The organism is Sinorhizobium sp. B11, from assembly GCA_039725955.1.
Lineage (GTDB): Bacteria > Pseudomonadota > Alphaproteobacteria > Rhizobiales > Rhizobiaceae > Rhizobium.
Genome location: CP091035.1, coordinates 222,743 through 249,383 on the forward strand (window position 1 = coordinate 222,743; position 26,641 = coordinate 249,383).

General features: G+C 59.1%; 29 protein-coding genes and 2 pseudogenes. 18 read left to right on the plus strand and 13 right to left on the minus strand.

Annotated features, from left to right (window positions below; translation table 11 throughout):
* Window positions 1-35: 35 nt before the first annotated feature.
* Entirely contained in the window at window positions 36-518 is a 483-nt protein-coding gene (locus tag LVY75_34135) for a pyridoxamine 5'-phosphate oxidase family protein (GenBank protein XAZ26316.1), read from the plus strand.
* 350 nt (window positions 519-868) lie between these two features.
* On the opposite strand, the gene LVY75_34140 is transcribed toward LVY75_34135, so the two are convergent.
* The 4 genes from LVY75_34140 to LVY75_34155 all read right to left on the minus strand — a co-directional run bounded on the left by LVY75_34140 (window position 869) and on the right by LVY75_34155 (window position 3,452).
* Window positions 869-1,369 (minus strand): ferritin-like domain-containing protein, encoded by a 501-nt coding sequence (locus LVY75_34140; GenBank protein ID XAZ26317.1) that lies wholly within the window; start codon window positions 1,367-1,369, stop codon window positions 869-871.
* 324 nt (window positions 1,370-1,693) lie between these two features.
* Entirely contained in the window at window positions 1,694-1,852 is a 159-nt protein-coding gene (locus LVY75_34145) for a hypothetical protein (GenBank protein ID XAZ26318.1), read from the minus strand.
* 155 nt (window positions 1,853-2,007) lie between these two features.
* Window positions 2,008-2,343: a hypothetical protein gene (locus tag LVY75_34150; GenBank protein XAZ26319.1), complete on the minus strand. Its 336-nt coding sequence runs from the start codon at window positions 2,341-2,343 to the stop codon at window positions 2,008-2,010.
* Between the two features lie 695 nt (window positions 2,344-3,038).
* The gene (locus LVY75_34155) at window positions 3,039-3,452 is read right to left on the minus strand and encodes a CBS domain-containing protein (GenBank protein ID XAZ26320.1); all 414 of its coding nucleotides are present in this window, start codon (window positions 3,450-3,452) and stop codon (window positions 3,039-3,041) included.
* Window positions 3,453-3,695: 243 nt separating this feature from the next.
* Here LVY75_34155 and LVY75_34160 point away from each other — a divergent pair, with 243 nt between their 5' ends.
* Complete coding sequence (locus LVY75_34160) at window positions 3,696-4,256, plus strand: cysteine hydrolase (protein XAZ26372.1); 561 nt, start codon at window positions 3,696-3,698, stop codon at window positions 4,254-4,256.
* Between the two features lie 63 nt (window positions 4,257-4,319).
* On the opposite strand, the gene LVY75_34165 is transcribed toward LVY75_34160, so the two are convergent.
* Window positions 4,320-4,850 carry a DUF4142 domain-containing protein gene (locus LVY75_34165; protein XAZ26321.1) on the minus strand — a complete coding sequence of 177 codons (531 nt, stop codon included), beginning with the start codon at window positions 4,848-4,850 and terminating at the stop codon, window positions 4,320-4,322.
* A 113-nt stretch (window positions 4,851-4,963) separates the two neighbouring features.
* Here LVY75_34165 and LVY75_34170 point away from each other — a divergent pair, with 113 nt between their 5' ends.
* The 8 genes and pseudogenes from LVY75_34170 (at window position 4,964) to LVY75_34205 (ending at window position 12,275) form a co-directional block, all read left to right on the plus strand.
* Window positions 4,964-5,209, plus strand: a complete 246-nt coding sequence (locus LVY75_34170; GenBank protein XAZ26322.1) for a hypothetical protein — start codon at window positions 4,964-4,966, stop codon at window positions 5,207-5,209.
* Window positions 5,210-5,247: 38 nt separating this feature from the next.
* A pseudogene (locus LVY75_34175) lies at window positions 5,248-5,515 on the plus strand (hypothetical protein).
* Window positions 5,516-5,542: 27 nt separating this feature from the next.
* Window positions 5,543-6,370: an ammonia-dependent NAD(+) synthetase gene (gene nadE / locus LVY75_34180; protein XAZ26373.1), complete on the plus strand. Its 828-nt coding sequence runs from the start codon at window positions 5,543-5,545 to the stop codon at window positions 6,368-6,370.
* Between the two features lie 132 nt (window positions 6,371-6,502).
* The gene (locus LVY75_34185; protein XAZ26323.1) at window positions 6,503-6,814 is read left to right on the plus strand and encodes a hypothetical protein; all 312 of its coding nucleotides are present in this window, start codon (window positions 6,503-6,505) and stop codon (window positions 6,812-6,814) included.
* A gap of 1,033 nt (window positions 6,815-7,847) precedes the next feature.
* Window positions 7,848-8,168, plus strand: a pseudogene (locus LVY75_34190) (transcription-repair coupling factor).
* A gap of 192 nt (window positions 8,169-8,360) precedes the next feature.
* Entirely contained in the window at window positions 8,361-10,892 is a 2,532-nt protein-coding gene (locus tag LVY75_34195; GenBank protein ID XAZ26374.1) for a DEAD/DEAH box helicase, read from the plus strand.
* A 14-nt stretch (window positions 10,893-10,906) separates the two neighbouring features.
* Window positions 10,907-11,176, plus strand: a complete 270-nt coding sequence (locus LVY75_34200; GenBank protein ID XAZ26324.1) for a SemiSWEET transporter — start codon at window positions 10,907-10,909, stop codon at window positions 11,174-11,176.
* 16 nt (window positions 11,177-11,192) lie between these two features.
* Window positions 11,193-12,275, plus strand: a complete 1,083-nt coding sequence (locus LVY75_34205) for a glycoside hydrolase (protein ID XAZ26375.1) — start codon at window positions 11,193-11,195, stop codon at window positions 12,273-12,275.
* Between the two features lie 21 nt (window positions 12,276-12,296).
* Here the strand turns inward: LVY75_34205 and LVY75_34210 are convergent, their stop codons facing one another.
* A complete protein-coding gene (locus LVY75_34210; protein XAZ26325.1) occupies window positions 12,297-12,515 on the minus strand; it encodes a hypothetical protein in 219 nt (72 codons plus the stop codon).
* 282 nt (window positions 12,516-12,797) lie between these two features.
* Between LVY75_34210 and LVY75_34215 the strand changes: the two genes are divergently transcribed.
* Window positions 12,798-13,331 carry a response regulator gene (locus tag LVY75_34215; protein ID XAZ26326.1) on the plus strand — a complete coding sequence of 178 codons (534 nt, stop codon included), beginning with the start codon at window positions 12,798-12,800 and terminating at the stop codon, window positions 13,329-13,331.
* A 545-nt stretch (window positions 13,332-13,876) separates the two neighbouring features.
* On the plus strand, window positions 13,877-14,197 hold the full coding sequence (locus LVY75_34220) for a hypothetical protein (protein ID XAZ26327.1): 321 nt from the start codon (window positions 13,877-13,879) through the stop codon (window positions 14,195-14,197).
* Window positions 14,198-15,046: 849 nt separating this feature from the next.
* On the opposite strand, the gene LVY75_34225 is transcribed toward LVY75_34220, so the two are convergent.
* Window positions 15,047-15,430 carry a response regulator gene (locus LVY75_34225; protein XAZ26328.1) on the minus strand — a complete coding sequence of 128 codons (384 nt, stop codon included), beginning with the start codon at window positions 15,428-15,430 and terminating at the stop codon, window positions 15,047-15,049.
* 461 nt (window positions 15,431-15,891) lie between these two features.
* Here LVY75_34225 and LVY75_34230 point away from each other — a divergent pair, with 461 nt between their 5' ends.
* Complete coding sequence (locus tag LVY75_34230) at window positions 15,892-16,251, plus strand: response regulator (protein ID XAZ26329.1); 360 nt, start codon at window positions 15,892-15,894, stop codon at window positions 16,249-16,251.
* A gap of 530 nt (window positions 16,252-16,781) precedes the next feature.
* Here the strand turns inward: LVY75_34230 and LVY75_34235 are convergent.
* From LVY75_34235 to LVY75_34245, 3 genes are all read right to left on the minus strand, one after another.
* Entirely contained in the window at window positions 16,782-17,390 is a 609-nt protein-coding gene (locus tag LVY75_34235; protein ID XAZ26330.1) for a hypothetical protein, read from the minus strand.
* Between the two features lie 29 nt (window positions 17,391-17,419).
* Complete coding sequence (locus tag LVY75_34240) at window positions 17,420-17,731, minus strand: PepSY domain-containing protein (protein XAZ26331.1); 312 nt, start codon at window positions 17,729-17,731, stop codon at window positions 17,420-17,422.
* A gap of 401 nt (window positions 17,732-18,132) precedes the next feature.
* The gene (locus LVY75_34245) at window positions 18,133-18,288 is read right to left on the minus strand and encodes a hypothetical protein (protein XAZ26332.1); all 156 of its coding nucleotides are present in this window, start codon (window positions 18,286-18,288) and stop codon (window positions 18,133-18,135) included.
* Between the two features lie 208 nt (window positions 18,289-18,496).
* Between LVY75_34245 and LVY75_34250 the strand changes: the two genes are divergently transcribed.
* Window positions 18,497-18,748 carry a hypothetical protein gene (locus LVY75_34250; GenBank protein ID XAZ26333.1) on the plus strand — a complete coding sequence of 84 codons (252 nt, stop codon included), beginning with the start codon at window positions 18,497-18,499 and terminating at the stop codon, window positions 18,746-18,748.
* 212 nt (window positions 18,749-18,960) lie between these two features.
* Entirely contained in the window at window positions 18,961-20,688 is a 1,728-nt protein-coding gene (locus tag LVY75_34255) for an EAL domain-containing protein (GenBank protein XAZ26334.1), read from the plus strand.
* 58 nt (window positions 20,689-20,746) lie between these two features.
* Here LVY75_34255 and treZ read toward each other — a convergent pair whose 3' ends face one another.
* Both treZ and glgX read right to left on the minus strand, forming a co-directional pair.
* On the minus strand, window positions 20,747-22,543 hold the full coding sequence (gene treZ / locus LVY75_34260) for a malto-oligosyltrehalose trehalohydrolase (GenBank protein XAZ26335.1): 1,797 nt from the start codon (window positions 22,541-22,543) through the stop codon (window positions 20,747-20,749).
* Window positions 22,536-24,629, minus strand: coding sequence for a glycogen debranching protein GlgX (gene glgX, locus LVY75_34265; protein XAZ26336.1), 2,094 nt, complete (start codon window positions 24,627-24,629; stop codon window positions 22,536-22,538). Before glgX ends, treZ begins: the two co-directional genes overlap by 8 nt.
* A gap of 153 nt (window positions 24,630-24,782) precedes the next feature.
* Here glgX and LVY75_34270 point away from each other — a divergent pair, with 153 nt between their 5' ends.
* Both LVY75_34270 and LVY75_34275 read left to right on the plus strand, forming a co-directional pair.
* Window positions 24,783-24,956, plus strand: a complete 174-nt coding sequence (locus tag LVY75_34270) for a hypothetical protein (protein ID XAZ26337.1) — start codon at window positions 24,783-24,785, stop codon at window positions 24,954-24,956.
* A gap of 37 nt (window positions 24,957-24,993) precedes the next feature.
* The gene (locus tag LVY75_34275) at window positions 24,994-25,710 is read left to right on the plus strand and encodes a Crp/Fnr family transcriptional regulator (GenBank protein XAZ26338.1); all 717 of its coding nucleotides are present in this window, start codon (window positions 24,994-24,996) and stop codon (window positions 25,708-25,710) included.
* 60 nt (window positions 25,711-25,770) lie between these two features.
* On the opposite strand, the gene LVY75_34280 is transcribed toward LVY75_34275, so the two are convergent.
* A complete protein-coding gene (locus LVY75_34280) occupies window positions 25,771-26,436 on the minus strand; it encodes a Crp/Fnr family transcriptional regulator (GenBank protein XAZ26376.1) in 666 nt (221 codons plus the stop codon).
* On the opposite strand from LVY75_34280, the gene LVY75_34285 reads away from it, so the two are divergent.
* A complete protein-coding gene (locus tag LVY75_34285) occupies window positions 26,338-26,568 on the plus strand; it encodes a hypothetical protein (protein XAZ26403.1) in 231 nt (76 codons plus the stop codon). The genes LVY75_34280 and LVY75_34285 overlap by 99 nt on opposite strands.
* The last annotated feature ends 73 nt before the right edge of the window (window positions 26,569-26,641 follow it).

The following is a 26,641-nucleotide window of genomic DNA, read 5'->3' on the forward strand; positions in this document are numbered from 1 at the left end:
ACGCGGTCAGCCCACATTGCGAAATTGGAGGTAAAATGCCCGATCAAGTTGACGAACAACAAAAGCTCTGGGATCTCATCGAAAAAATCGGCTTCTGCATGCTGACGACCCATAATGGCCTGGACCTGAAAGCGCGTCCAATGTCGGCCTATGTCGAAAGGCTGGAAAACGCCATCTACTTCCTTACCGATGTTGCAAGCCACAAGGATGAGGAAATTGCTCGATACCCGCACGTCAATCTGGCCTTTGCCGATCCTGGCCACCAGAAATATGTCTCTGTCTCTGGCACAGCTGTCATCCAGAACGACCGCGATAAGATCCGCGAGTTCTGGGCAACGCCCGCCAAGGCCTGGTGGGACGACGCGGATGATCCGTCCATCCGCATTCTCAAGGTGACACCATCGTTCGCCGAATATTGGGACAGCCCCGGCACGCTGGTCAGTTACATCAAGATGGCCGCCGCAGCCGTCAGCAAAGCGCGACCGGATATGGGAGATCACGTCGAGGTTGATCTCTGATCGCATGGCCGGGGAAGCGATCATCGCGCCTTGTTGCATGTTCCTGACGAAGACGAAGTCGGACAGCCCACCCATGTTACAGATCGCTCTGTTGTTGATCCTTGCCGTTGCTGGCAGACCACTCCTCTACGCCTGTCTCGGCTACGCCGATTACTCCCTAGAACAGGCCCGGAAAAAACGGCAATTGCGCGAAGCGTTCAGACGCCGGCGGGATTAAACAAAGCATAAGCGTCGCCGGCACCTTGTCGGGACCAATCCGTCTTCATCTGGCAGAGGTGCTGTCCGTTCGCCGAGAGCGGCGGGCGCAACGAAAAAGGCCGCCCGCCGGGCGACCTTTTGGTGTGCTTGCCTTAGGCGACCTTTTGGCCCTTGGGGTTGGCCTGCGCCTGCGCAAGCTGCGTCAGCTTCTTGTCGGTCGCTTCCTCTTCGGAAAGATTTGCCTTAAGAAGAGGAACGGCATCTGTCAGTCCAAGCTGATTGGCCCAGGCGATCAAAGTACCGTAGCGCGCGATCTCGTAGTGTTCAACGGCCTGCGCCGAGGAGATCAGCCCTGCATCGAGCGCAGGCGAGCCTTTGAACTCCTCCATGATTTCCTCACCTTCCGCGATGATGCCCTGGATCGCCTCGCAGGTCTTCCCACGCGCCGGTTTTCCGAGTAGCTCGAACACCTGCTCCAGGCGCTCGATCTGTCCTTGGGTCTCGTCTCGATGCTGGATGAAGCCGGCCCTGCCTTCTTCGGACTGGGCTGCGCGCGCCATCTTCGGCAGAGCCTTCAGGATCTGCTTTTCGGCAAAGTAAATGTCCTTCAGAGTGTCTAGAAACAGGTCATCCAATGTCTTCGCGGTTGCCATAGTGGCTCCTCCTGTCAAATGGGTTATCGCTCCTTGCCGACATTCGTCGCCGTACGAGGGCCTTGATCAATGCGCGCCCTGCCTTGATGTTCCCGTACGCCGCCGTACCGGAACAGAAATCTGTCACACACGTTCTAGTTGGTTGGCATGGCCGGGCGCTAAGGCCTGTTCGATCGGAAAAAGCTTTTATCAGTGATCAAAGTTTGCCATCAGGACGCTGTTGTGAAGCGCCAGTGAATGGCAGCCGGATCCACCGAGCTGACCCGATCCGGGCGGGCTTCGAGGAGCCGCCTCACAGGCACCAGCCTGCGAGGATCGCTAATCTCAGGCGGCACTGCCAGACCCGCGTTTGAAATAATAGAGTTCCATTTCCTGCCGCAGGGCGCGGATTTCAAAGCCAGTTCGTCCTTGCCCCATCCATTCCGTCAGGATGACGTCGCAAAGGATTGCTGGGCTTATCATTTCGCTGTCAAGATTATCCATGCGTTCGGCACCGACTTTTGCGAGGCATGCTTGCTGATCTAAGGCGACCAGCCGCCCAAATACATAGCATGCAACGCCCGTTCATACCGAACCGATTTTGCAGCCTCGGCATTTGCCGACGATATGTGCATGGTCTGGCTTTGGAGGACGCGCGCTCAGATCTCGGGGCATCCCCTGACATTGGCAAAGCTCATGCGGTCTGGCCTGCCGCTTCGGGTAAATCCCTGAACCGTGATGCTGCGCGGGGTCTCGCGGATGATCTGCGCCCGGCGAAGTCCCGCATCGCGGGCGTTGTCCAGCGCATCGCGCGGATCGCAGCGGCGGCGCGGGCCGCGCTCATAATACCGATCATCGTAACGGTCCCGATCGTGATTCTGGACCTCGACACCGCCAGGACCGAGACGCAGTTCGACCTGCGCATCGGCGATCGATGGTGCGGCGAAACTGGCAATCAGCGACGATAAAAGCACTGCTTTGAAACCGATATTCATATTTACCTCCATGGCGCTGATATCCGAACTTGCAACATTAATTTTGGTTCCATCGCATCCAGGCGGTGCTCCCGCTTGCCAATGATCGCTGCGGCAATCCTGCGGTGCGGGCCAGGGCGCGTTTTCTTCCGCGGATTTCAACGCTGAACATATCGCTTCGGATACTTGTTTGGTGGCGAGGTCACGATCGTTGCCGCATTTGCCAAGCCACTCGTGCCGCGATCGCCTTTTTTGAGTGGCCCCATACCGATAACCGATCATAGCGATTGCACGGAAGGTGCATCCTCACTCAGCTGCGGTCCGGCGGCAATCCAGGCCAGGCGCTCGCTTCCTCGGATCATCCCTTCCAAAGCGGAGGTCCTGTGCCCGATCGGGCGCGGGGGCCGCCACCCCAGCCTGGCCGATTTGGGGCGATACAATTCGTTTTCTGATCAGCCACATCGGCAGGATCCCTGGCGTCAACGCGCCAGCAAGCGTCAGTCCAGCGTCATCCGGTTGTCTTACCAGGGCAGATCTCTTGAATTTGTTCATGCCGGCAACTCCTCTTCTCATTTCGAACGTCGAGGTATCGTCGCGGTTCCGTGCGCGCGCTCGAAAAGCGTGTATCTTTAATCGGCCTGGCCGCGGCTCGGCGTAATGAGATGGCGATGGCAGGTTTGGCAAGCGCTTGTAGCTCCAATGCTGACCCGTCAGCGCTAGTGGCTCTCGTCCTCGGAAATATCTTCCAATGTGACGCCGGCAAGTTCCTCGTTCAGTTTTGCTATGTCGCCGAGCGAAAGGATGCCGGTGATGTTTCCACCATCATCAAAAACCAAAAGGCGGCGCATCTGAAGCTCGGACATTCGGTGAGCCGCCTCGCGAAGCTCGGTGCTTTCCAGGCAGCTTTCGATCCCGGTCGTCATTATTTTCGAGATTGGCCCGTCGGTATCGACGTTTTCGGCGACGGCGCGCACGACGATGTCCCTGTCGGTGACGATCCCGAAGACCTCATTCCCAACGACAGGGATGACACCGGAATCAATTTCCGACATAAGCCGCGCAACATCTCGGACGCTGACATGAGGCGCCACAGTCACCACCTGTCGGGTCATTACGTCTCTTACTTGCATGCTGATCTCCTGGCTTGGCCCCCGAATCAAAACACCCGGGCCAGCTTCGTGGTTCCACTCAAGCGCCTGTTCGCTTCATGGAGACCGGTCGGCTGTGCACGGATATGACCGGCACTTCTGGATGCCGCGGCACGTCTCCAGCGCAGCGGGAACCTGGGCCCCCGAGCGAAGTTCAGTTCTTCAAAAGGCCAAAGCGAAAGACGACCATTTTTGAACGCAAACTGGATCCATTTGTGCATCGACATGCAGCGGATGTTTGCCGAAGAGACGCCCTGGCATGTTGCCTGGATGGCAAAAGTCTCTCCTGCCGTCGCAGAACTTGTCGCACGTCACCCCGAAAGAACTCTCTTCACGCGTTTCATCCCGCCTGCGCGCGCCGATCAGATGCCAGGTGCGTGGCAGGCTTATTACCGCAAGTGGGAGGATATGACGCGTGAGCGCATTGGCGAGGATATGCTCGATCTCGTGCCGGAGCTTCGCCGTTTCGTACCGCCTGCCCGAATCTTTGACAAAATGACCTACTCGCCATGGATAAGCGGCAAGCTGCATGCAGCGTTGCAAGCAGAATCCGTCGATACACTCGTGGTCACGGGCGGTGAAACGGATGTGTGCGTGCTAGCGGCGGTACTGGGCGCGATCGATCTCGGATATCGCGTGCGCCTGCTGACCGATGCTGTCTGCAGTGGCGCTGACGACACGCACGATGCCTCGCTTGCCTTGCTCGGAGACCGTTTCTCGGTGCAACTCGAGCTCCTGGAAACCCAGAGTTTTCTGAGGGACGCTTCAAGGGTCCAGTTGCGATGAGGCGCACGCCTTGGATGCAGTGGGGCGACCCCGCGGAGATCGTCTCCACAGGGTCAATCGAGATTACTTGTTCAGATCCTTTGCCATCTGAAGATGGTGTTCCAACGCAGGACGGGTTTTTGCGGCCCAGGCCTTGAGCTCGGGATTGTCCCCCTCCTCACCATAGCGCTTGAACAGATCGACGGCCTCCTCGTGCACGTCTTCCTGGTCGGAATGATAGAGTTTGGTGAAGTCGTCGCCCTGGAGCTTGCTGAGATCGTCGAGCATGCTCTTGTGTGACGACGTCATGGAGGAAGGCGCAGCTGCCTTGACCTTACCGCCGGCAATCATCGCCTTCAGTTCCTCGGAGGTCTTCTGGTGATCCGCCACCATCTGCTGGGCGAAGGTCTTCGTCTTGTCATCGGCGCGTTCGAGCGCAAGCTTGCTGGATTCGATTTCGAACATGTCACTGCTGGCTGCTTCGAGTACGAAGTCTTCCGTTTTCGGCGCCATTCCCATGACCGAATTCACGCCGGTTTTCTCGGCTGCCGATTGCGCAAAGACCGAGGTAGTGGCGGCGGCGAAAATGATCGAAGCGGATAAAACTTTCTTCATGAGGACCTCCTTTTGGACCGGGATGCAAAACAAGGATCCGTGCCAGTTGTTCCCGGGCGCGAGGAACAATGCGACGCAAGCGAAGTTGCTTGCCAATCGGAAAGGAGCCGCAAATGCCCGCCATCGACATTTCCGCACGACCGGTTGAAGAGATTGCATCGCAGCTTTCGGCCATGAGCATCGAAGAGGTTTTCCTGGCGATGCGGCAGTTGGAGACCGCCAGCGAGGCCGTCGACGTCGCCGGGCGCGAGCAAATACTCTCGCGCATCGCGCTGGTGGAGGAGGAAATCGAAGCCCGGTTTCCAGGACAGCTGCTTGCCCCTTATCGCAACTGGAAGAAAACCCATCCACTCTTGTAGATGCACTCGCGCATCTTCTGCAGCCAGAGGAGGCTGATATGAGCAGTTCTGACAGGACCACCGATCACCAGACAATCCGTGGCTGGGTCGAGGAGAGAAAAGGCCGTCCCTCCGTCATCCGCACCAAAGATAAAGGGGGGCCTGCTTCGCATCGATTTCGGCGAAAAGGAAGAGGCGTTTGAGGAGATCGGCTGGGACGAATTCTTTCAGATCTTCGACGAAAACAAGCTGGAATTTCTCTATCAGGAGGAGACGAAGGATGGCAAAACGAGCCGGTTTGCCAAATTCGTTGAGCGAAACAATTAGACTTGGCGTCTGGCCTTGATCGGAACGGTGACGATGAATTTCGACCAGCAGAGAGAGATTGCCGAGCGGCTTGGGGTAGCAAATAGGTTCGATCAAGCCACAGAGGCGCAACGTCGAGTGGGGTTTCTCGCCGACTATGCGCGCGCCGCATCCTGCCGCTCCCTTGTGCTCGGCATCAGCGGAGGCGTCGATTCCCTCGCCGCAGGTCTGCTTGCACAACACGCCGCTGCCTCTCTTCGCGACGTTGGCTACAGCCTCCAGTTCATCGCAGTGCGCCTTCCCTACGGCAAGCAGGCAGACGAGGATGATGCGCAAAAGGCACTCGAGGTCATTTCACCGGATCGGGTCGTGACCATCGATATCAAACCTGCCGCCGACGCCACGCTCGATGGCGTCAGGCGCGAGGCGAGTGATCTCCTCGAACAGAGGCGACTTGATTTTCACCTTGGAAATATCAAGGCCCGCCAGCGCATGGTGGCTCAATATGCGCTCGCCGGAACGACGCGCGGCCTTGTCATCGGCACGGATCATGCGGCCGAGGCAGTCATGGGCTTCTATACCAAATTCGGCGACGGCGCCGCCGACATCCTGCCGCTCGCGGGCCTCACGAAACGGCGCGTGCGAGCGCTCGCAGCGCATCTCGGTGCACCGGATGATCTGGTCTTCAAGATCCCGACCGCCGACCTTGAGTCCGATGCGCCTTTGCGTCCGGACGAGGATGTCTATGGCGTGACCTATGATGAAATTGACGACTTCCTGGAGGGCAGGGACGTAACGCAGGCGGCTGCTCAAAAGATCCTCGCTGCCTATCAGGCAAGCGAGCACAAGCGCCAGCCGCCATTGTCGCCGGGCTAAGGCTGGCCCATTTGATGCGACCTGGTGTTCCACTGATCGTACGCTGGATGACGGAGAGCCTAAGATCGGACCATGGTCCGTATTGCGGGAAGGGGGGCGGTGATATGTCTCGATCTCATGGTGGGAGATCGAATGAGAACACCGCTGCTCGCCGATATAAGGCATGCAATAAGCTTTCTGTCCTCTCTGAATGAGATAGAACGCCGGTCCCTCGTCCTGCGGATCGTCGGTGAACTGGTGCGCCATCGCGAAGGCGTGCTCGGGCATTCACCCGCAGCCGACTGCATTTCGATCGACCGGCTCATCGCCGCCATGTCAACCGCAACCAGCGAAATCGCTGGCATGAACGATGACCACCTTCGGCTGCTCCTGGAAGAATGCGAAAACCTGGTGGCAGCGCTTCAGAGCATTGCAAAACAGCGCGCGGTGACGATCCTGCACTAACGCCGCGGTGGGCATCGACGGGTTTGGCTTCCAATCGCGCGCTCATCAAAGATCTGCCGGCTCGATCCTCGTCGCCCCGCGGCGACCCCAACATTGAGAGTATCTTCCATTTTCTCCTGCCCTGGGTTCAAAAGGTGTCCAGCCGCGCGCGCGTCTCGGTCGACAAGCGCCGAGAACGCGGACAACCAAGAGAGGTTTGCGTTTGGTCCGCTAGCGTACAGGCATGCATCATTCGCGCGTTTGAAGCGTTTGCAGGTGATCATGACTTCTTGGGAGAGCTCAGATGGCTGACGATACTGCCGCGCCGCGACCACGCCTGTCCACATCGGCCAAACAAAGACGGGAAGCTTTCGAGGAAACAGATCGTGTGGCGCGCAGCGCAGTGGAGGAGGAAAGCCGGCGCCGCAGCGAGAAGAGCGCCAAATTGAAAGCGGCAAGGCACCAGGCCCAACAGCAGGGCTCGGACCCATGACGGCAGGCAGCGCGGAAGGCTCGGCGGACGCAAAGATGCCGCCTTCAGGCGCAAGCCTTGCCGATGCCCTCTGCACAGGCGATTAGGCGGTGCGGGCATGGGGTATTTCAACACCGGTGACCCCAGCATTGCCGTCGCCGTCTTGAAGGCGCCTGGCTGAACCACACCTGCCAGCAAGGGATAAGATGCCACCGACGCGGCCGGGGCAATGCGCTGTCGGAGGCGGAAGGTGGCCTCAATCTTAGAGCGGCGATCCGAGTATCGCCTTGCAAAGGATGATTTTTGTTGCGAACGACCGATCAGACCGGGGGTGCCCCGCTTACACGAGACCCGGCCTTGGAACCACGTCCCCCCGCTGCATTTATCGCCGCTCGCCTTTTGGCCGCGGCAGAGCAATCCGAAAAAGGACTAATCTATGTTGCGTCAGGCGAGGGCAGCGCACGCGCAATCTTTGATGCGGTAACCTGCCTTGCGCCAGACCTGAAGCCTGTCTTCTTTCCTCCCTGGGACTGTCTGCCATTCGACCGGGTACCGCCCTCGCGGCAGTCGATGGGACGCAGAATGGAGGCGCTATGGCAATGGGCGCACGGTGACGGATCAAGATTGCTGGTAACGTCGCTCGATGCGCTCCTCCAACGCGTGCCGCCTCAAGCGGTGATCGAGGCCAGCCGATACGAACTCAGGGTGGGTGAGCCATTTGACCGCCTCGCGTTTGAGCGTTTCCTGCAGCGAACGGGCTATATAGAAGACAGTGTCGTTGATGATCACGGCGAATACGGCATTCGTGGCGAATTGATCGACATCTTCCCCGCCGGAGGGGAGCATCCTGTGCGGGCCCTGCTCACGCACGGGGATAGGATCCGGGAGTTGCGCAGCTATGATGCGCTGACGCAACGGACGCAAGGGAGTCTCAACGCGATCTCGTTGGGACCGGCCTCCGAAGCCATACATCGCGACGGGCAGCCCGAATGTACCGAGAGTGCGCCGTCTCCATCGCAGTCCGACATCGCACGGCACCTGTTTGGTCTTTATGGCAACCTTCAAACTGCGTTCGACGCGCTCGGCGAGGTGCCAATGATCTTTGCAGCTGGTTCCGAGGCGCGCGCCGAACGTTACCTCGCCATCATCGATGACGCCAGGCAGGCCGAGCATGTTTTGCGCGGGGGGACGCTGGCAGAAGCACAATCCCTTTATCTCGACAAAAAAGAATGGCAGGCGGTGAGGAGCAAGGTCGCGCTACAGGAACTGGATCTTCGGGGCGGCGAGCCTCTCCCGAAATTCTTTGAAACGCCACGTCCCCGTCGGGCAGTTGCCGACTTCATCGAAACTGCGCTCGGCCATGAGCAAAAGATGGTGCTGGCAGGGCGCGGGGATGTCTTCGACACCCTGCGCAGGCGCGCCGAACGGATCGGAAATCTCCGCGCCAGGCCCGTTCTGCAGTGGTCCGATGTTCAAAACGCCCCGCCTGGATCTCTGCTCACACTTGCCGGCGACCTGGAGCAGGGCTTCGCCTCCGCCGCCGATAATCTCGTCGTTATCGGACTTGGCGATGTCCTTGGATTGCGATCGCCCGCAGGCGCACAGGCGCTTTCCGAGCCCGAACTGCAACTGGGCGATGCGGTGGTTCACGAGGATCACGGGATCGGTATCCTGGCTGACTTGGAGAGCTTGCAGATTGATGGGCTGGTCCAGGACACAGCCCGGCTCGAGTATCGCGACGGCGCATCGATCCTCGTTCCGATGAAGGATTTCGGCAAGATCTGGCGATATGGCGGCCAGCCGGAGGCCGTGCCGCTCGACCGCCTACACACCGAAGCATGGGCCAAGCGCCGGCAGACGATCGCTCGCGATATCGCCCTTACCGCCCGCCACCTGCGCCGTCTCCAAAAGCAGAGACAGGAGGCAAAAGCGCGTTCCTTCGTGGCTCCTCTTCGCGACTACGAGCAGTTCGTCTCTCATTTCCCCTACATTTTGACGCGCGATCAGTCTGAAGCCATCGATGCCGTCCTGACGGATCTCGCCTCGGGGAGGCAGATGAGCAGGCTCGTGTGTGGCGATGTCGGTTTCGGCAAGACAGAGATTGCGCTGCGGGCTGCAGCCGTTGTGGCGCTTTGCGGTGCACAGGTCGCCATCGTGGCGCCGACAACCGTTCTGGCGCGCCAGCATTTCGAGACGTTCGAACGCCGTTTCGCGCGGACCGGGATCAGGGTCGCCATGTTGTCCAGGCTTGTGTCCAGGAAAGAAGCGGCAAGGATCAAGGCCGGACTGGCGGACGGTGAAATCAACATCTTGGTGGCGACCCATGCGATCCTGGCGCGAGATATCAAATTTGCCGATCTCGCACTGCTGGTTATCGACGAGGAGCAGCGCCTGGGAACACGCGCCAAGCAGAAAATGAGTAATCTTTCGCCAGGGCTTCACCGGCTCACCATGTCGGCAACGCCCATCCCACGCACCCTCCAGGCTGCGATGGTTGGCCTACAGGATGTCAGCCTGCTGAACATACCCCCGGCGCGCCGCAGGCCCGTCAGGAGCCATCTCGTCGAGGCCGACCCAGTCGCCATGCGCACGGCGCTCCTGCGCGAGCACCGGCGAGGCGGGCAAAGTTTCGTCATCACCCCACGCATTGAGGATATCGATCATCTTGCCGGGATGCTCAAGGAGATCGTTCCCGAATTAACGGTCAGGATCGCGCACGGAAAATTGCATGCCACGGCCCTAGACCGGGTCGTGGTCGATTTCGCAAATGGCGACGGTAACGTCCTTCTGTCGACCAACATCATCGAGAACGGCCTTGACGTACCTAGGGCCAACACGATCCTCATCTGGAACGCCGATCGTTTCGGTCTGTCTCAATTGCATCAGTTGCGGGGTCGGGTCGGTCGCGGCCAGGCGCAAGCCGTGGCCTATTTCTTGACAGAACCGCAGCATCAGATTGCGGAGGAATCCCGCCTTCGGCTGTCGGCCCTCGTCGAACACGATCGGCTGGGAGCGGGGCTGTCGATCAGCCTGCAGGATCTTGACATCAGGGGCGCAGGCGATCTAACCGGTGAGGACCAGGCCGGCCATATGAAGGCAATCGGCATCAGCCTCTATCAGAAGCTTCTCGAAGATGCGATCGCCGCAGCATCGAAGAGGTCGTCTTCGGCAAATGGGCCGGTTTCGACGGCGCTCGGCGAGAGCGCGTCGATACCCGCCGATTATATTCCCGATCCAACATTGCGCCTGAACGTTTATGCTCGTCTCGAAAAAGCGTCGTCTGTCGGGCAGATCGATGAACTTGCAGAGGAGTTCGAGGATCGGTTCGGCGAGCTGCCCCCGCAGATCGTGACCCTCTTGCGGATTGCGAAACTCAAGACCGTTGCCCGAAATTGCGGTATCGAAAGGCTGGAGGCCGGCCCGACAGGCCTGGCTGTCGGCTTTCGCGCCAGTCCCAAGCCCAGCCTTCTGAAGGTTCTGTCGCGCGGTAGGGACGCTGCCTTGCATCCGGATCGCATCGTGTTTGCGACCCCGACGAATTCGGGCAATGAGCGAATTGCCTTTTTTGAGGATCTGTTTGCGCCTTTGATGATGTCGCCACCGTTCGACAAGGCAGATTCTCGATAGTTTGAGGTAATGACATGGAGATAGTAACAGTGATCGGCTATGCGGCCTCTTTATGTTCGGTAGCAAGCTTCCTGCCGCAAGCGCTCAAGATCGCGCGCAGCCAGGAGACGGCGGCGATTTCGACGAGAATGTACCTTCTGACCGTTACAGGCTTTGCCTTATGGACACTGTTTGGTCTGCTCCGGAACGAGCTGCCGATCATCCTGGCAAACGCAGCCTGCTTCTGTCTCTCGACCTTTATACTTGGCGTCAAATTGCACGCGCGCACAAAGCGCCGGCAGTGAAAGCCGCATCGTGAGCATGGAACACTACGAGATCTATCGCCGGGAGGGCCGATTTGCGGCCTGGCCGGCCAATTACGGAGCTTGGGCCTGGGACGCGGAAGTGCTTGCAGTGTTTGCCGCCGGATGGAAAGGTTCCCAGGGAAGATTGCATGCTCGAGACAAGAACAGCCCCTTTCCACCGCTTCAGGCCCGCAGTCTCGATGGCGGTCGTACATGGGAGATCGAGCCCTTCAACGCCATCATTCCCGGCGGCGAAAGCCTGTCGGCTGACGAGCATCTTTCTTCGCTGCTGAAGGCGGGAGTGCATTTCGATGGCGCCATGTTGGGGCCTCTTCAGACCCCGGTAAATTTTCTCGACCGGGAAACAATCGTCATGGCTGCCCGCACGGGGCTTGGCGGAAATGCGCTCAGCTGGTTTTACGTCAGCCGTGATCGCGGCAAACGCTGGGATGGCCCCTATGCCTTCAACGGATTGATGAAGGAAGGTCTTGCTGCACGCACCGACATCGTCGCTCTTTCGGAAAATCAAGCGCTGTTCATGCTGACGCGCGCCAAGGCTGACGGAACGGAGGGCGAGACCTTTTGCGCGGAGACGCGCGACGGTGCAAGAAGCTTCCGCCTGATCGGAACTCATGTCCGAAACCCCGACGGCTACGCGATCATGCCGGCAAGCGTCGGCCTTCCCGACGGAAGCATCCTGTCAATCCTGCGATGCGGGCACGGCGTCGACAGTCGCGGCTGGCTTGACGCCTATCGATCTTGGGATGGCGGCGGTACATGGCATCGCTCGGGTACTGTCGTCGACAGCACGGGCAAGGGCGGAAATCCTCCCAGTCTGGCTATGTCGGCGGAGGCGCGCCTGTTTTTGGTCTATGGTGTCAGAGATCGGCCTTTCGGCCTGCGCCTGAAAACGAGTTCGGATGGCGGCAGGACCTGGTCTTTGGAACACATCATCCGCAACGACGGGCACCTGCCCGATCTTGGCTATGTACGTTCGATCCTGCGTACCGACGGAAGCCTCGTCTGCGTCTACTACTTCAACGAGGGCGACGAGCGCTATATCGCCGCTTCCATTATCGATACGAGCGGGCTTATATGAGATGCCGGCGCCGCGACGGGCTCACTCAGAACGCGGATCGGGACCTGCCCAGACGATACCTGAGCGAGTTCCTGTCGTGCCTTCCACGTGCCACTCGATCTGAAAGCCTATCCGTTCCAACGCAGCCAGAATGTCCGCCCGATGGCCCGCTCCCATGGCACCAAGGGTCGCATTCAAAGCGGTAAGCCCGCCCTGCCTGTAGATTTCGATATATTGGTCAATGATGATCGGTGCTTCCATTGCCGTCGCCACTCCCTTCGCTGCAAGAACACCCAACCGACACGCAAGTTCCAGGCCCCCCGTCATTCTGATGGTCGTGATGCTTCGCACCGAGCATCGAGGCTTACATCGACGGACGAACGAGCCAAAGGTCGCGTCCCCAGCGGGCCCGTGACGTCGCTATCTTCCGGGAGACAGCACTGCAATGTCTGCCATCGTACAGACGCTCATTCTAAGCCAAAGCCCGGGAACTCGATCGGTAAGAAAACGTTTGATAGCCGGATCAAAACAGGGATGGTACCGATGAGCAACAATCGCAACGAATGGATCGCCGAGCGTGCCTATTCTCTCTGGGAAGACGCTGGCAAGCCCTTTGGCCAGGATGAGATCCATTGGCGCCAAGCCGTACTTGAGCGCGACCTCCTGGAAAAAACGCAGGCGTCCGCCGACGGCAGGGAAGTGATAGAGCGTCCGAGGCTGGCGCTATCGCAAAATGAGCCACGCAGCGTCCTCGTTGTCGAGGACGAGCATCAGCTTCGCTACAATATTGTCGACTTTCTCGATCAAGCCGGCTTCCGGACCCTGGAGGCTGCCAATGCCGATGAAGCGCTTGTCCTTCTGAAGAACAACGTCATAGACACGCTCTATACGGATATCGACATGCCTGGAAGCATGGATGGCCTTGGGCTCGTTGCCAAGGTGCGCACATCCTGGCCGTCGACGCGGGTAATCGTGACGTCAGGGCTGGTAAAGCTCTCGCATAAGGATGTCGCCGCCGGCGTCACCTTTGTCGCGAAGCCGACGGCGGGGCTGGAACTTCTAAAGCTGATGGCCTAGCAAAACAGCGTCAGCCATGACCGCTGCTTGCGAGCATCGAGATCTGTGGTTTCGGTGCTCACAAGCAACCCGCTCAGCGGCAGATGCCGCGCATCCCCTCTTTTCTTCCAGCAGGTGTCGCTGATCGAATGACAGGAGGGATATCGGGAAGCATACCGGCGAATGTATGCGGTCTCCTCCGGCGACAGTGACAACTCCACGTGGCGCAACCTTCTTCATGTCCCGAGAACCCGGACGCAGGAGCCGCGGTCGTCAGATCGGTTTGTGGCGCAGTCCCAATGCTGAACGCCCGGGCCTGATGCATGGGTCCAAGCATTGTCATCAACGCGGTTGCTAGGAGCAACTGATTGATCCTGGATAACATCAGAACCCGTCCTCGTTCAGAAAACGCAACGACAGAGCTGGACTTGGTTCCAAGGGCGTCGCCTGCGTCTGACTAAACCGTGCGATTGGCGACCCCGCATTCGTTTTGGTCTTAAGGCGGAACAATGAGCCCAAATCGAGGTTGACACCTTGCAACCAACGCAAAACCCCTGGAGAATCACATGCGCACGAAAATCATTATCGCGTCTCTCTTCGCTCTCGGCCTTGCTGGTCCGGCCCTGGCCCAGTCCAATCCGGCGCCGACAGGAGCCACCATCGACCGCAACACGAACGATGCCGGCGGCGGCGCGTCTAGCGACGTCAAAAAGCCCATGTCTACCGATAATACCACGACCGGCAGCACTACCTCCAATGGTTCAGCCAAGGCAAACTGCAACGGCAACGAAGCCGCCAGCAGCACTGGCACCGGCAACCTGCAGACGCAGGGCGGCAGCAGCAACGCAACGCCGATGGACGAGGCCTGCTCGGCCCACAACAATTAACGTGATCCAGCTGGAGGAGCAGCTTGCTCCTCCAGCTGATTTGCCTTCTCTCAAGGCCAGCGGCCACGCCCAAGCCTTCAGATCCTCGTTTCGATGTCATGAGCGCTGCCGGTTCGATCAGAGGCGCCTCCAGCCGTCACCCCACGCCCTTCATCGCTGATAATAGAGCCGGACGGCTCTGGTCTCCGATGCTTGAGTGCAAGGAGGATCCATACCAACGCACGTCTCGGCCGGGCCCGAGTGACAAGCTATACGACTGCTGGCGAGGCACCGTCCAAAAGGAGCCTCGGCCGGGGCGCAAATACCCTGAACGAAGATCAAGGTCAGTCGGAAGAGCCACAAACCGTCATTGACAGTCATACGAGTGAACGATGAAGGGATCACAAGGGCAACCCGGTTCGGCACGATTTAAACCCCCAGCGCTTATCTGCAGCCGCACTTCAGTCATCTGCGACTTGCGATGCCCCCTGGCCGGGAGCAATGCCAGAGGGCATCTAGGTGGAGGCGACGCCGTATCGGACCGGAGGTCGGGAAGTGGGGGACCCATCGTCTCACGTGGACGCAACCTCGGCCAGGACGACTTGTTCCCACTAATCCAAATGGAGCCAGGACAATCCCTGCCCGGATTTGCCCAGATAGCAGCGCGAGCCTTACACGACTGTGCTGAGCGATCAGTTCCCCGCCGCACGCTCAGGGTTGGTGCTGCCAATCTCAGAGGGGCCGCTCGTCAATTCGCCTGACGGCACGCACGCATATCGACAGCAGGATGATGAGGAACCTCGTCGCCAAACGCCATCAAGACCGGACATATTAAACGTATCCGGCATAGAAGCTAAAACAACGCCCCGCTCAATGATCGCCAGAGCGAGGTTTGAACAGCGCAATCGCAATCTGATCCAGTGCGCTTGGTTTGGCGGAGAGGTAATAACCGCCGTACCGCTCCGGGATGTTGATTCCCAGATGGGCAGTTGCGAAGACGAACGGAATCCAGGTCTCCTGGAGCCGCTCGGCGATCGGGAACACCAGCTCTCCGTCCAGTCTGATGTCGAGGATGGCGCCATCAGGCGTAGTGGTATCGATCAGGGCGAGGGCGCTTTCAACTGACGAGGCCGGGCCGATGACGATTGCCCCGGCGCTTTCCAAAGCGCGTCGCGTCTCGTCGGCAATGAAGTAATCATCCTCGACAATCAGGACGCGCTTGCCGTCCAGAAGGCGATTGATTTCGGCGCCCATTGGCTTTTAACCTCGTCTCGCTTTAGTGCTCGAATTTTCCAACTCGTACCGCAATCTCACCTTCTGTCCTTTACATCGCAGCCACAAGGCCGATAAGCGCCTAATCAGGAAAAGCGTAAGAAGTTCCTGCCGGGCCGGTGGGTGCGATGAGTGTGCGAGCCGCGACGGCCGGCATAATTCGATCCAGGCCCCTGACATACAGCAAGCGGGGCGCCGCGACAGCTCTGGCGCGCACCAAAGCAGTTTTCAAGCCGGCACCTAACGTTTTGCGACATGCCGATCCTCATCCGGCCCGCAAAATATCTCTTTGAACGCTTTGAGGAATGGGAACAGTCAATGTCTGTGCAGGTTATGGATTCGGTCGCTCGCCGGCTGCCGAGCCCCGCTTGCGGACGTCTATCGTTAAGGATGCCGTGACAGGGAAATGACGGGACGGGCAGCGTGAAGTCAGGGAGGAATGAATGCGCGTTCTTATCGTCGAAGACGAGCCGATCATTGCGGCGGACCTTGAGCGGATCGTGCTGGAGGAGGGGCATCAGGTCATTGGGGTCGTTACGACGCTGGAGCAGGCTCTTGCCCATGCTCCGCGGACGGATGCCGCACTTGTCGACCTTAGTCTTTCGGACGGACCAAGCGGTGCTGCATTGGCGCGCCGACTGATCGACCGTTTTCAGATCAAGGTGATCTTCGTCACTGGCGCGCCAGGGGCCGTCGGCTCTGGCCGCGAAGGGTCGCTCGACGTCATCGTAAAGCCCTTCGCCGACAGCGCTGTCCGCCAAAGCCTGGCGAGAGCGTTTGCGGAGCGCTCCGCGATCGAATAGGCATAGACAAGACCGGTCCCCGAAGAAGCTGAATGTCGAGAGAGGCAGGATGCTGATCATGTTTGTCGAAGGCCGGCAATGATCTTGAGGACAGGCCGGCTAGCCTCCGACATGTCATCTTCGGCCCTGCCGAAAACACGCGAGGCGCCGTTCTTCCGTCTGAAGCACTCATTGACGTTCAGCCGGCTGATGGTCCTACGGTTCTTGAGAAGAGGCGCGCCTATCGAGATATGGAACGCTGTCATATAGAACCGGCAATCCTGAGATCGTGCTTGAGACGAAGCCGGCATCGGCGACGTCATACCGGCCGCAAACGATCGAGCACTCGGTATGCGAGTGACAGGCGGAAGGGAGGAGGATTTGTGTCGTTCATGAAGCGTAGTCGCCGGGCCAGAAAAGAAGCGTCGGCACGTGGCTTGAACACAGGCAAAGGCGTTTCCCGTGATCCATGCACGCTTTGGCACCGTGATCTCGCCCGAAATGACTGGCGGCCGCGCGACAGCCGCCAGATCTGGGAAATGCGCTATCGCTTATAGGCGGTTCGTGCCGTATCGCTGACGCTCCGCATCGATCTGCTCGCGCGTGTAGGGCTGCGCGGTCTCGTCAAAGCGGCTCCAGCCCTGCGCCTGATAGCTGGCTCGGCGTGCGTTATAGTCGACGGGCCGAGACTGATGAAGGATCGTCCTGGCTTCAGAAAGCCGAGTTTCGTCCACTCTTGCGGTAACGACCGAGCCGCCGCGGCGGACGCCTTCAGCGTAGAAGTTTGCTTCTTCTTCGGGAACACCCTCTTTGATCATTGCTCCGACCATCCCGCCGACCGCGCCGCCGGCAATTGCGCCTGCAGCTGCACCAGCGGCGGTGGCCACCAGCCAGCCCGCAGCCACCACTGGTCCAACCCCCGGTATCGCCATCAGGCCCAGACCCGTAAGTAGACCACCCGCGCCACCGGCCACCGCACCGACGCCTGCGCCTGTGCCCGCGCCTTCGGCAGCATAGCTTCCCTGTCCCTCCACCTCGGCACCATTGGCCTTATTCGTCACAATGCTGATATCGTCCGAAGATATGCCTGCATCTTCCAGCGCCCGAACGGCGGCCCGGGCATCGTCGTAGCTGTCATAGAGTCCCGTAATCGTCTGCATGTTCCTATCCTCGATCTGGTTCTTGAGTGTCACTTGGCCATTGTCACGTTGCCCTGGAAGTCCAGAGAGACGCCGGACTCCTTGCCGTCTTTTTTGGCACTTGCGCGCCATACGCCCTGGTCATCGAGCTTGAGGCCTGAAACATCGGTATAGCCAGCCGCTTCAATCCTGGACTTGGCCTGGTCTTCGGTGAAACTATTCTTGCCAGCGACCGGGGCGCCAGGATTGTGTTCAGTGTTGACGGCCGGTGTGGTCTGCGACGTCGCCGGGGTTTCGCTCTGGGCGAAAGCGGCGATTGGCGAAAGCAGCAGGCCAAGCGAAACTAGCGCGATCTTGTGCATGATTGTCTCCTCGTTTGCCCAACACAAACTTCAAGAAAAGCAAAAGGTTCCAGATCTTAGGCGATTGATTGCACGGCGCTTTGCAGGCTGGCGCGGTAAAGGCGGAAGCATTGACCGGGCGGCTGCGACCATAACCGAACGAAGCCCTCCGGAATGATCTAGGCTACGCTCGTGGCATCGAAAAAGTGGCGGCTTCCAGTGCTGCGACCGCGGGTCGACCAGACAATAGTGCAACGTGCAATGGATTTGCCGAGATACCCGGTTCGGAAATGAGGCATGCGGGAACGTCATTTTCCATGAGGCCGCCGATCCTGTCTTCGCACGACCTAGGCAGCCTTGACCGGCGCCCTCAGGCGTTCCGGACCGATTTGAGAAGAATGCACCCCGCTGGCTCGTGAGGATCAGCGGGCAACTTCATTCACGCTCTGCGCGACAGGGGTCGGTTCCCCGGGCGTGTAAAACAGGAGATAGGTGAGTGCGACAAGGATCGCGATGATGAAGATGGTGAGCACGAACTTGATCATGCTCCGGCTGGTCTTTGCCTCGGTATTGCTCATGCCAACGTAACTATCGGTCAATCAAAAGGTTGCGCCGGCAAGGAAAATCGCCGACCACTCGACGGGCAAGGCCGAGCTCGCGTCAGTTGTCCTCTTGCAACGCCCCGCGGCTTATCGGTCCTTACGTACGCTTCCGTACATTAGCATTGTCCCATATTATTAACCGGTCGCGGTTACTGCTCTCGTCACTGGTATGCGAGCGACAGCAATGCAATTCATTAAGACCCGTCTGCCGATGCGGATCGTCCTGCCGAGCCTGTTTGCGGGCGCGATCCTCAGCGGAATCTACGCCACGATGCTGTGGGCCACCAGACAATCTGATCAGATGTCGATTGCCCGCCAGGAGCGGCTGGTCGACGTGACTGTCGGAAAACAGCAAGCGGCGATCGCTCACGACCAGGAAAGCGCCACCGTCTGGGACGACGCCGTGCGCAAGGTTGCCGCGCGCGACCAGGAATAGATCGATTCCAACCTTGGTCGGTGGATGCAGACCTATTTCGGCCATGATGGTGCTTTCGTCCTCGATGCGAGCGGATCGCCGATCTTTTCCTATCTTCCGACGCACCCGCAGCCGAGGCTTTTTCGAAGGTCGACACCTATGTCGTCCCATTGGCCGGCAAGCTCCGGCAGAGATTGGCTCGGGGAGATGAGCAGGGCAAGACAGAACAGACGTTGAGTATCGGAGAGTCTGAAATCGTCGCGATCTCCGGAAGGCCGGCCATCCTGAGCGCAAAACCTGTCATATCCGACACCGGAGATCTGGCACAGGTCAAAGGCACCGAAGCAATCCATGTAGCGCTGCGCTATCTCGATGGTGACTTCGCTCAGACGATGGGCGCAGAATATCTCTTTGCGGATATGCGTTATGAGCGCGCCAAGGGTAGTCACGCCGAACGGCTCTATTATCCCATCAAATCGACCGCCGGCGATCCTCTCGGCTTTTTCAGCTGGACGCCGTTCCGGCCGGGAACGCGCGCGCTCAGGAAAACGGAGCCGGTCTTTGTCGCAGGTGCCCTGCTCTTGCTTGCCGTGGTGTCAGGCTTTGCGCTGGTGCTGCAGAGACGTTCCGCGCGGCTCATGGACAGCCAGAGCAGGCTATTTCATCTTGCCCATTTTGATAGCCTGACAGGTTTGCCAAACCGGGCCTCGTTTACCGCGGAAGTACCACGGCGCCTGGCGGCGGGGCAGGCTGCAGTGCTGTTCCTCGATCTCGACCGGTTCAAACAGGTCAACGACACGCTCGGACACCCGACCGGCGACAAGCTTATCGCAGAGGTGGCGAAGCGCCTGAGCGCGGTTGCAGGGGTTGATGTCTTCTTGGCGCGCATCGGGGGCGACGAATTCACGGCCGTGGCGCCGGCCGAACAACGAGACGCCGTCGAGGCGCTTGCGGAGAAGCTGATCGGCACGATCCGCCAGCCCTTCGAAATAGATGGGCAGCCGATCCTGATCGGGCTTACGATCGGTATTGCCTTCGCAGAGGCCGCGGCCAGCGATGCACAGGCGATCGTTCGCCAAGCCGACATCGCACTCTATCACGCCAAGGCGGCAGGACGAAACCGCTACGCGATCTTTGGGCAGCACATGGAGGGCCTTATCAGCGCTAGACGCGCCTTGGAGCAAGACCTGCGCACGGCCCTTTCAGAGGGCCACCAGATCGAGGTCCATTACCAACCCGTCTACCTGGCCGGCAACAACAGGATGATCTCGGTGGAAGCTCTTGCCCGCTGGCGACATCCCACCAAGGGGATGATTTTCCCGGACGTCTTCATTCCGATTGCTGAAGAGGCGGGCCTTATCGACCGGCTGGGCGACCTCGTGCTTCAAACGGCGCTCCATGCGGCCAAGCGCTGGCCGGACCTCGGTCTAGCCGTCAATGCATCCCCAATCGAGCTTCGCCATGACAATTATGCGCTGCGTGTCACCGCTGCGCTCAACAGGCACGCCTTCGATCCCCGCAGGCTTGAAATTGAGATTACCGAGAGCGCCGTGATCGACGATGACGGAACATGCCGTCGCAATATCGAGGCCTTGAGGCGGCTCGGCGTGCGCTTCGCGCTCGATGACTTCGGCACCGGCTTCTCCTCGTTCGGCCGGCTTCAAGCGCCCGACGTCGACCGGATCAAAATTGACAAGTGCTTTATCGATCAGATGGGTGATGCCGGCAGCAACGAAGCAATCGTCCATGCGATCGTCGACCTGGCCCATGCCCGAGGCCTGAAGACCACGGCCGAGGGAATAGAGACGGCGTGCCAGAGCAGACGACTGGCCGAGCTTGGCTGCGACGAGATCCAGGGATACTTCCTGTCGAGGCCCGTTGAATCCGCCGGGATCGACGCGATGGTGAAGACGCCGGCACTCGAGGGATCCGACATGGCGCGTTTAACGGGCCTTGCCTGATCCCCGGCGGATCTTTTGACTGTCGTCCAAGCAAAGACAGGCTGCGGCGAGGCAAGCGCTATCCAGGCTGCCATCGCTCATTCCTGACCAGGGACCAGACGACCGACCATGGAGCCATCCGACCCGATACGAACGAGCCGAACTGGAAGAAAATCTGCTCGTCGTCTGCCGCTTCATCTGTCTTGTCAGCCTGTTCGCTGAGGTTGGCACGAAGCTGCAGCTTTCGCCCATCAAAGAGTTGCCACTCGACCTTCAGGCCGCCCCCGTTTGACGCGTGATATCGCGCGCTAACGGTTGCCCCTGTCGCCGTCGGTGCGATGTGCTTCCGGCGCAACGCAATCAGGCCACGATAAAAATCCAGCCACTGTCTGCCTCTGTCCGTTTCGCGTTTCGTCCAGTCGAGTTTCGCCGAGGTGAAGGTCGCTTCCGCTGTCGGGTCCGGCAAGTCGTCGGCGTCGAAACCAGGCAGGCGAGAGAGTTCCTGGCGGCGGCCCGCCCTGACCTTCTCGTTGAGATCGTCGTTGAAGTCACAGAAATAGGGGAAGGGCTCTTCAGCACCCCATTCTTCCCCCATGAAGATCATCGGCACTTGCGGACACAAAAGGTAGACGCAAGCAATAGCCTGAAGCGCGGCGACGGGCCGGCTGGCGACCATGCGGTCGCCGAGGGCCCGGTTGCCAATCTGGTCATGGTTCTGAATGAATGAGATGAATGCCGAGGGCGGCAGATGTTTGCTGATCGTTCCCCGTTCGTCTCCACGATAGGGCATGTGCTCCCCCTGGAACACGAAACCTTCCGCCAATCCTCGCCCGATCTTTTCCATTTCATCCGCATAATCGGCATAGTAGCCGAAAGTTTCTCCGGTTGCGGCAACGTGCAGGACATGATGGACATCGTCGTTCCACTGCGCCGAATAGAACCGTGGCCGGCCCTCGTCGTCACGCTCGAGAAGCGAAGCATCATTGTCTTCATTCTCGACGAAAAGGTGGATCTTTCGTTCACCGGCTGCCGAGCGCACGCGCCTCGCCAACTCGTGGAGGAGGTGCTCCTTGGAGCCATCCTTGATCGCGTGAACCGCATCGAGGCGAAGACCGTCGAACCTGAACTCGCTGATCCAGTAGATGGCGTTTTGAACGACGAACTCCCGGATCAGCCGGGAACCTTCCCCGTCATAATTGACGGCGTTGCCCCAGGGCGTCTTATGATGCTCCGTAAAAAGCGGCACCATGAGCGGCAGGTAATTTCCATCCGGGCCGAAATGATTATAGACCACGTCCAGGAAAACACAGATGTCGCGCGCATGGGCTTCGTCGACGAGCCGTTTCAACTCTTCAGGACGGCCGTAGCTGCTGTCCGGCGCGTAAGGCAACACCCCATCGTAGCCCCAACCGCGACGACCGGGAAAATCGGCAATCGGCATGATCTGTATACCGGTCACGCCGAGCGATTTTAGATGGTCGAGGCGATCGATGGCAGCGGCGAAGGTTCCTTCGGGGGTAAATGCGCCGACGTGCAGCTCATAAAGGACGAGGTCCTCCAAGCTGCGACCGCTCCAGTTCCCGGTTTTCCATTGGAAGCCGTTAGGATCGACGACTTCGCTCGGGCCGTGTACATCACGCGGCTGGTATCGCGAAGCCGGATCGGGAACGGACAGACCGTCCTGTAGGATGAAAGAATAGGCAGTTCCTGGCGCCGCGCCTTCGATCTGGCAGCGGTGCCAGCCATCGTCAAAGCGTGTCATCGGAACTGTTTCGCCGCCCTCGATCGCCAGAAAGACCTCGGTCTGGAGGGGCGCCCAAAGGCGAAAATGCACGGCCTCCCCGGCGATACGGGGGCCAAAGTCGTATTCAGTCATGATCGCCACCGTTGCCTGCCTTCAGGACCACGAGGCTGCGTGAGGTCAGAAGGTAGTTCGATCCGCCGACCGGTCGGGCGTAGCCGTCCGGATCGGCCGTCTCAAGCACGACAGTCCAACCGATGTCTATTTGCGGAAGCAAGAAGGAAACATCGCCATCATGTGGGTTGAACAGGATCAACACGTCCTCCCACAGTCCGCTGTCTCGTTCTGTCTGGCGTCGCTCCAGCCTGAGGCCGATCGTTGTGCTGCCGGCATCAGCCCACTGTTCGTCGGTCTGCTCCCCGCCACCGGGATTGAGCCAGGAGACGACCATGCCATCGCGCCAGTTCTCGCGTCGCAGGATCGGCTGTGCATGGCGCAATGCAATTAGTTTTTTTGTAAATTCGCGCAGCACTTCGGCGCTTGCAGGCAGGCCGTCCCAGTGCACCCAGCTGAGATCGCTGTCCTGGCAGTAACCATTGTTGTTCCCCATCTGACTGCGGCCGAATTCGTCGCCGGCGAGCAGCATGGGCGTTCCGTGCGACAGGAAGAGCGTTGCGAGCAGGTTGCGTTTCTGTCGCTCTCGGGCGAGGTTGATACCCTCGTCCTCGGTCGGTCCTTCCACGCCGTAATTGAAGCTGCGATTGTCGCTGTGACCGTCCTGATTGTCCTCCTGATTGGCCTCATTATGCTTGTCGTTATAGGAAACGAGATCGTTCAGCGTGAAGCCGTCATGGGCGGTGATGAAATTGACGCCTGCCCATGGTCGTCGTCCGCGCAGGTCGTAGACATCGCCGGAGCCGAGAACGCGCGCGGCAAAGTCCTGCGTGGTTCCATCCTGATCCTTCCAATAGTCACGAACTGTGTCGCGATATTTGTCGTTCCACTCCGCCCATCCCGGCGGGAACCCTCCAACCTGGTAGCCGCCCGGGCCAATGTCCCAGGGCTCGCCGATCAATTTGACCTTCGCCAGGACCGGGTCCTGGCCGACGGCGTCGAAGAACCCTCCGCGCTGGTCGAAACCTTCGGGCTCGCGACCGAGGATGGTGCCGAGATCAAAGCGAAAACCGTCGACATGCATGTCCTGCGCCCAATAGCGCAATGAATCCGTGACCATCTGCAGCACGCGGGGATGTGAGGTGTTGACTGTGTTGCCGGTTCCGGTGTCGTTGATATAGTAGCGCGGCTCGTCCGGCATGGTGCGGTAATAGGAAAAGTTGTCGATGCCCTTGAAGCACAGGGTAGGTCCCAACTCGTTGCCTTCGGCCGTATGGTTATAGACGACGTCGAGGATGACTTCGATGCCGGCGTCATGGAAGGCGCGGATCATGTCACGAAAACCGGCAATGCCTTGCGGGCCGAAATAACGGGAGGCCGGCGCGAAGAAGCCGAGGCTATTATAGCCCCAGTAGTTTCTCAAACCCCTGTCGAGAAGATGGGCATCATCGGCAAACCAGTGGATCGGCAGCAGTTCGATCGATGTGACGCCAAGGCTCTTTACGTAGTCAACGATTGCCCGCTGCCCAAGCCCTTCGAACGTGCCGCGAAGCTTTTCGGGCACAGCCGGGTGCAGTTGCGTAAATCCCTTGACATGTGTCTCGTAAAAGATCGTCCTGGCCCAGGGGATAGCTGGCCCGGTGTCATTTCCCCAGTCATAAGCGGAGGGATCCACTACCTTGCATTTCGGCATGAATGCGGCGCTGTCGCTTTCGTCAAAGGAAAGATCCTTGTCGTCGCTGTCCATCTGGTAGCCGAACTGGGCTTGCCCCCAGCGGATGTCCCCGACCAACTCCCTTGCATAGGGATCGATCAACAGCTTGTTGGCGTTAAAGCGATGACCGTTCTGGGGCTCATAAGGCCCATGCACACGCAAACCGTAAAGGCTACCTGGTTTCAGTCGGGGGACGTAACCGTGCCAGATCTCATTGGTGAATTCCGGCAGAACAAGGCGTTCGACCTCTGATTTTCCGTCGTCCGAAAAGATGCAGAGTTCTACACGCTGCGCATGAGCGCTGAACACAGCGAAATTGACGCCCTCGTCGTCGCAATTTGCGCCAAGACGCGTATGCTCGCCCGGCAAGATTTCCAGCTTTGATTGTGTCATGTTTCCGCCTCGTGGTGTTGCGAGCGTCTTAATCCGCATGAGGCTCGATAGTTCCCGCCCTGTCCTGTTTCGTACCGGTGACTGGTGGAGGCGGGTTTTGCGGTTTTTGCCTCAAAGCCCGGAACTTTCGCGGTGGGGCGCGGTTGGAGCGCCATGAAAAACACCACTCGTCGGAACACCGATCGTCGCGCTTCACACGGCATGCTGTCATTGATTGTGGTTCTGTTTATCGCCGCCCTGGCGATCGCGGGCCTCTACTTCTTCGTGTTCACGCCGGAAAAGCAGCAAGGACAACCGGCTCCTCACGCGATCAACCAGTCACAATGATGCTGCGATCGGCGCCGATACTGCCGAAGGAGAAACCGTGGGCCTTCCCAAGCAGTCCCTGATGCGAAACAAGCTTCTGGCCTTGTTGCCGGAGCCAGATTATACGCAGCTTACGGCCGAATTCGAGCACGTCGACCTGCCTCGCGGGCTGAAGCTGACGAGCGCTGGCGGCTTTGTCGATCACGTCTATTTCCCGGCCTCTGGTATCGCTTCGGTCGTCGTCACAACGCCGGAAGGACATCGGGCAGAGGCTGGCCTCTTTGGCTTTAACGGCTTCGTGCCGACGAGCGCTGCTGCTGGCGTGGCGTTAAGCGCGCATGATGTTTCTGTCCAAGTTCAAGGTGAGGGCTATCGAATCGATTCCGCCCGATTTTGCCAATGGATGGAGCAGAACCGAAACTTCGCCAGGCTGCTCGCTCGATCAACCGAGGCTTTTTCCGTCCAGGTGGCTTATACAGCCATTTCCAACGCGATTCACGATATCAACCAAAGGCTCGCCCGTTGGTTGCTCATGTGCCACGATAGGGTTTCCGGACACGAGCTAGCCCTTACCCATGAGTTTATCGCTCTCATGCTGGCGGTTCGCCGCCCGAGCGTGACGACATCCCTTCACATGCTGGAGGGTAACGGTCTTATTCGAGCCGATCGCGCCATGATCACCATTCGAAACAGATCCGGGCTGGAAGAATTCGCCAAGGATGCCTACGGCAAGCCCGAGGAAGCGTACCGTCGCCTGATGCAGGGTGTCTTCTGACAAGCGCGCCTTCTTCCCGGCTAGAGCACAGGGGGCGACCGACGCGGTGGATGCTGGGGCCTAGATTTCGCCAATGAGCCGTCGGTATTCCTGCTCCGGCTTTCCATAAGCGCCGCCGGCAAAGTCTTCCAGCCCCTTTCGATCCCGGATCGTGATGCGACCGCGCTCTGCAAGGATAAGCTTCCTGCCCTCCAGGACATGGATCGCGTTCGTTACGCTCGGCCTTCGAACCGACAGAACGAGCGAGATGAAATCATGCGTGAGCGTGATTTCATCTCCATCCATGCGATCGTGACACATTAGCAACCAACGGGCCAAACGTTCCCCGACCTGGTAATTGGCATTACAAAAAGCTGTAAAAGAGATCTGCGAGACGAGACTTTGAATGAATCGCGCCAGGAGATTGGCAAAGACCGGGTTTTGATTAATCAAGGAATGCATAGCTGCAAGCGACATTCGAAAACCGGATCCGGAGATCTGGATTAGGACCTCGTGAATGCTGATCGTGCCACCCACGCCGGCTGATGTCGGCGAGAAGCCTTCGCGACCGAACATGCCCGCTTCTCCTCTCAGCCCGTCCGCTGAAACCGCGACGACCGATCCGATGCCGCGACAGAGGAAGTAAACGTGATCGATGACGCGATCGACGCCGACAATGACGGTGCCGCGTGGCAGATCAACCGGGTGAAGCGCTGGCGCTATATTTTGAATTTCATGGTCGGGCAAGCGCGCGAGAAGGCGATTGCCATTGTAAGCGTTCTCAGAAATGTGCATGGCCTCGACTACGGGCGCAAGCGAATGCTGCGACCGCCCAGCCCTGTGCTTTCCCCGACGGCTGCCGATTCTATAGCATTATGATTTTGCAGATGATTTTCTGTACGCTGGCATACGCTTCGGCGCATTCCTGCAGATCGTTGAGGAGAGCAGGTTT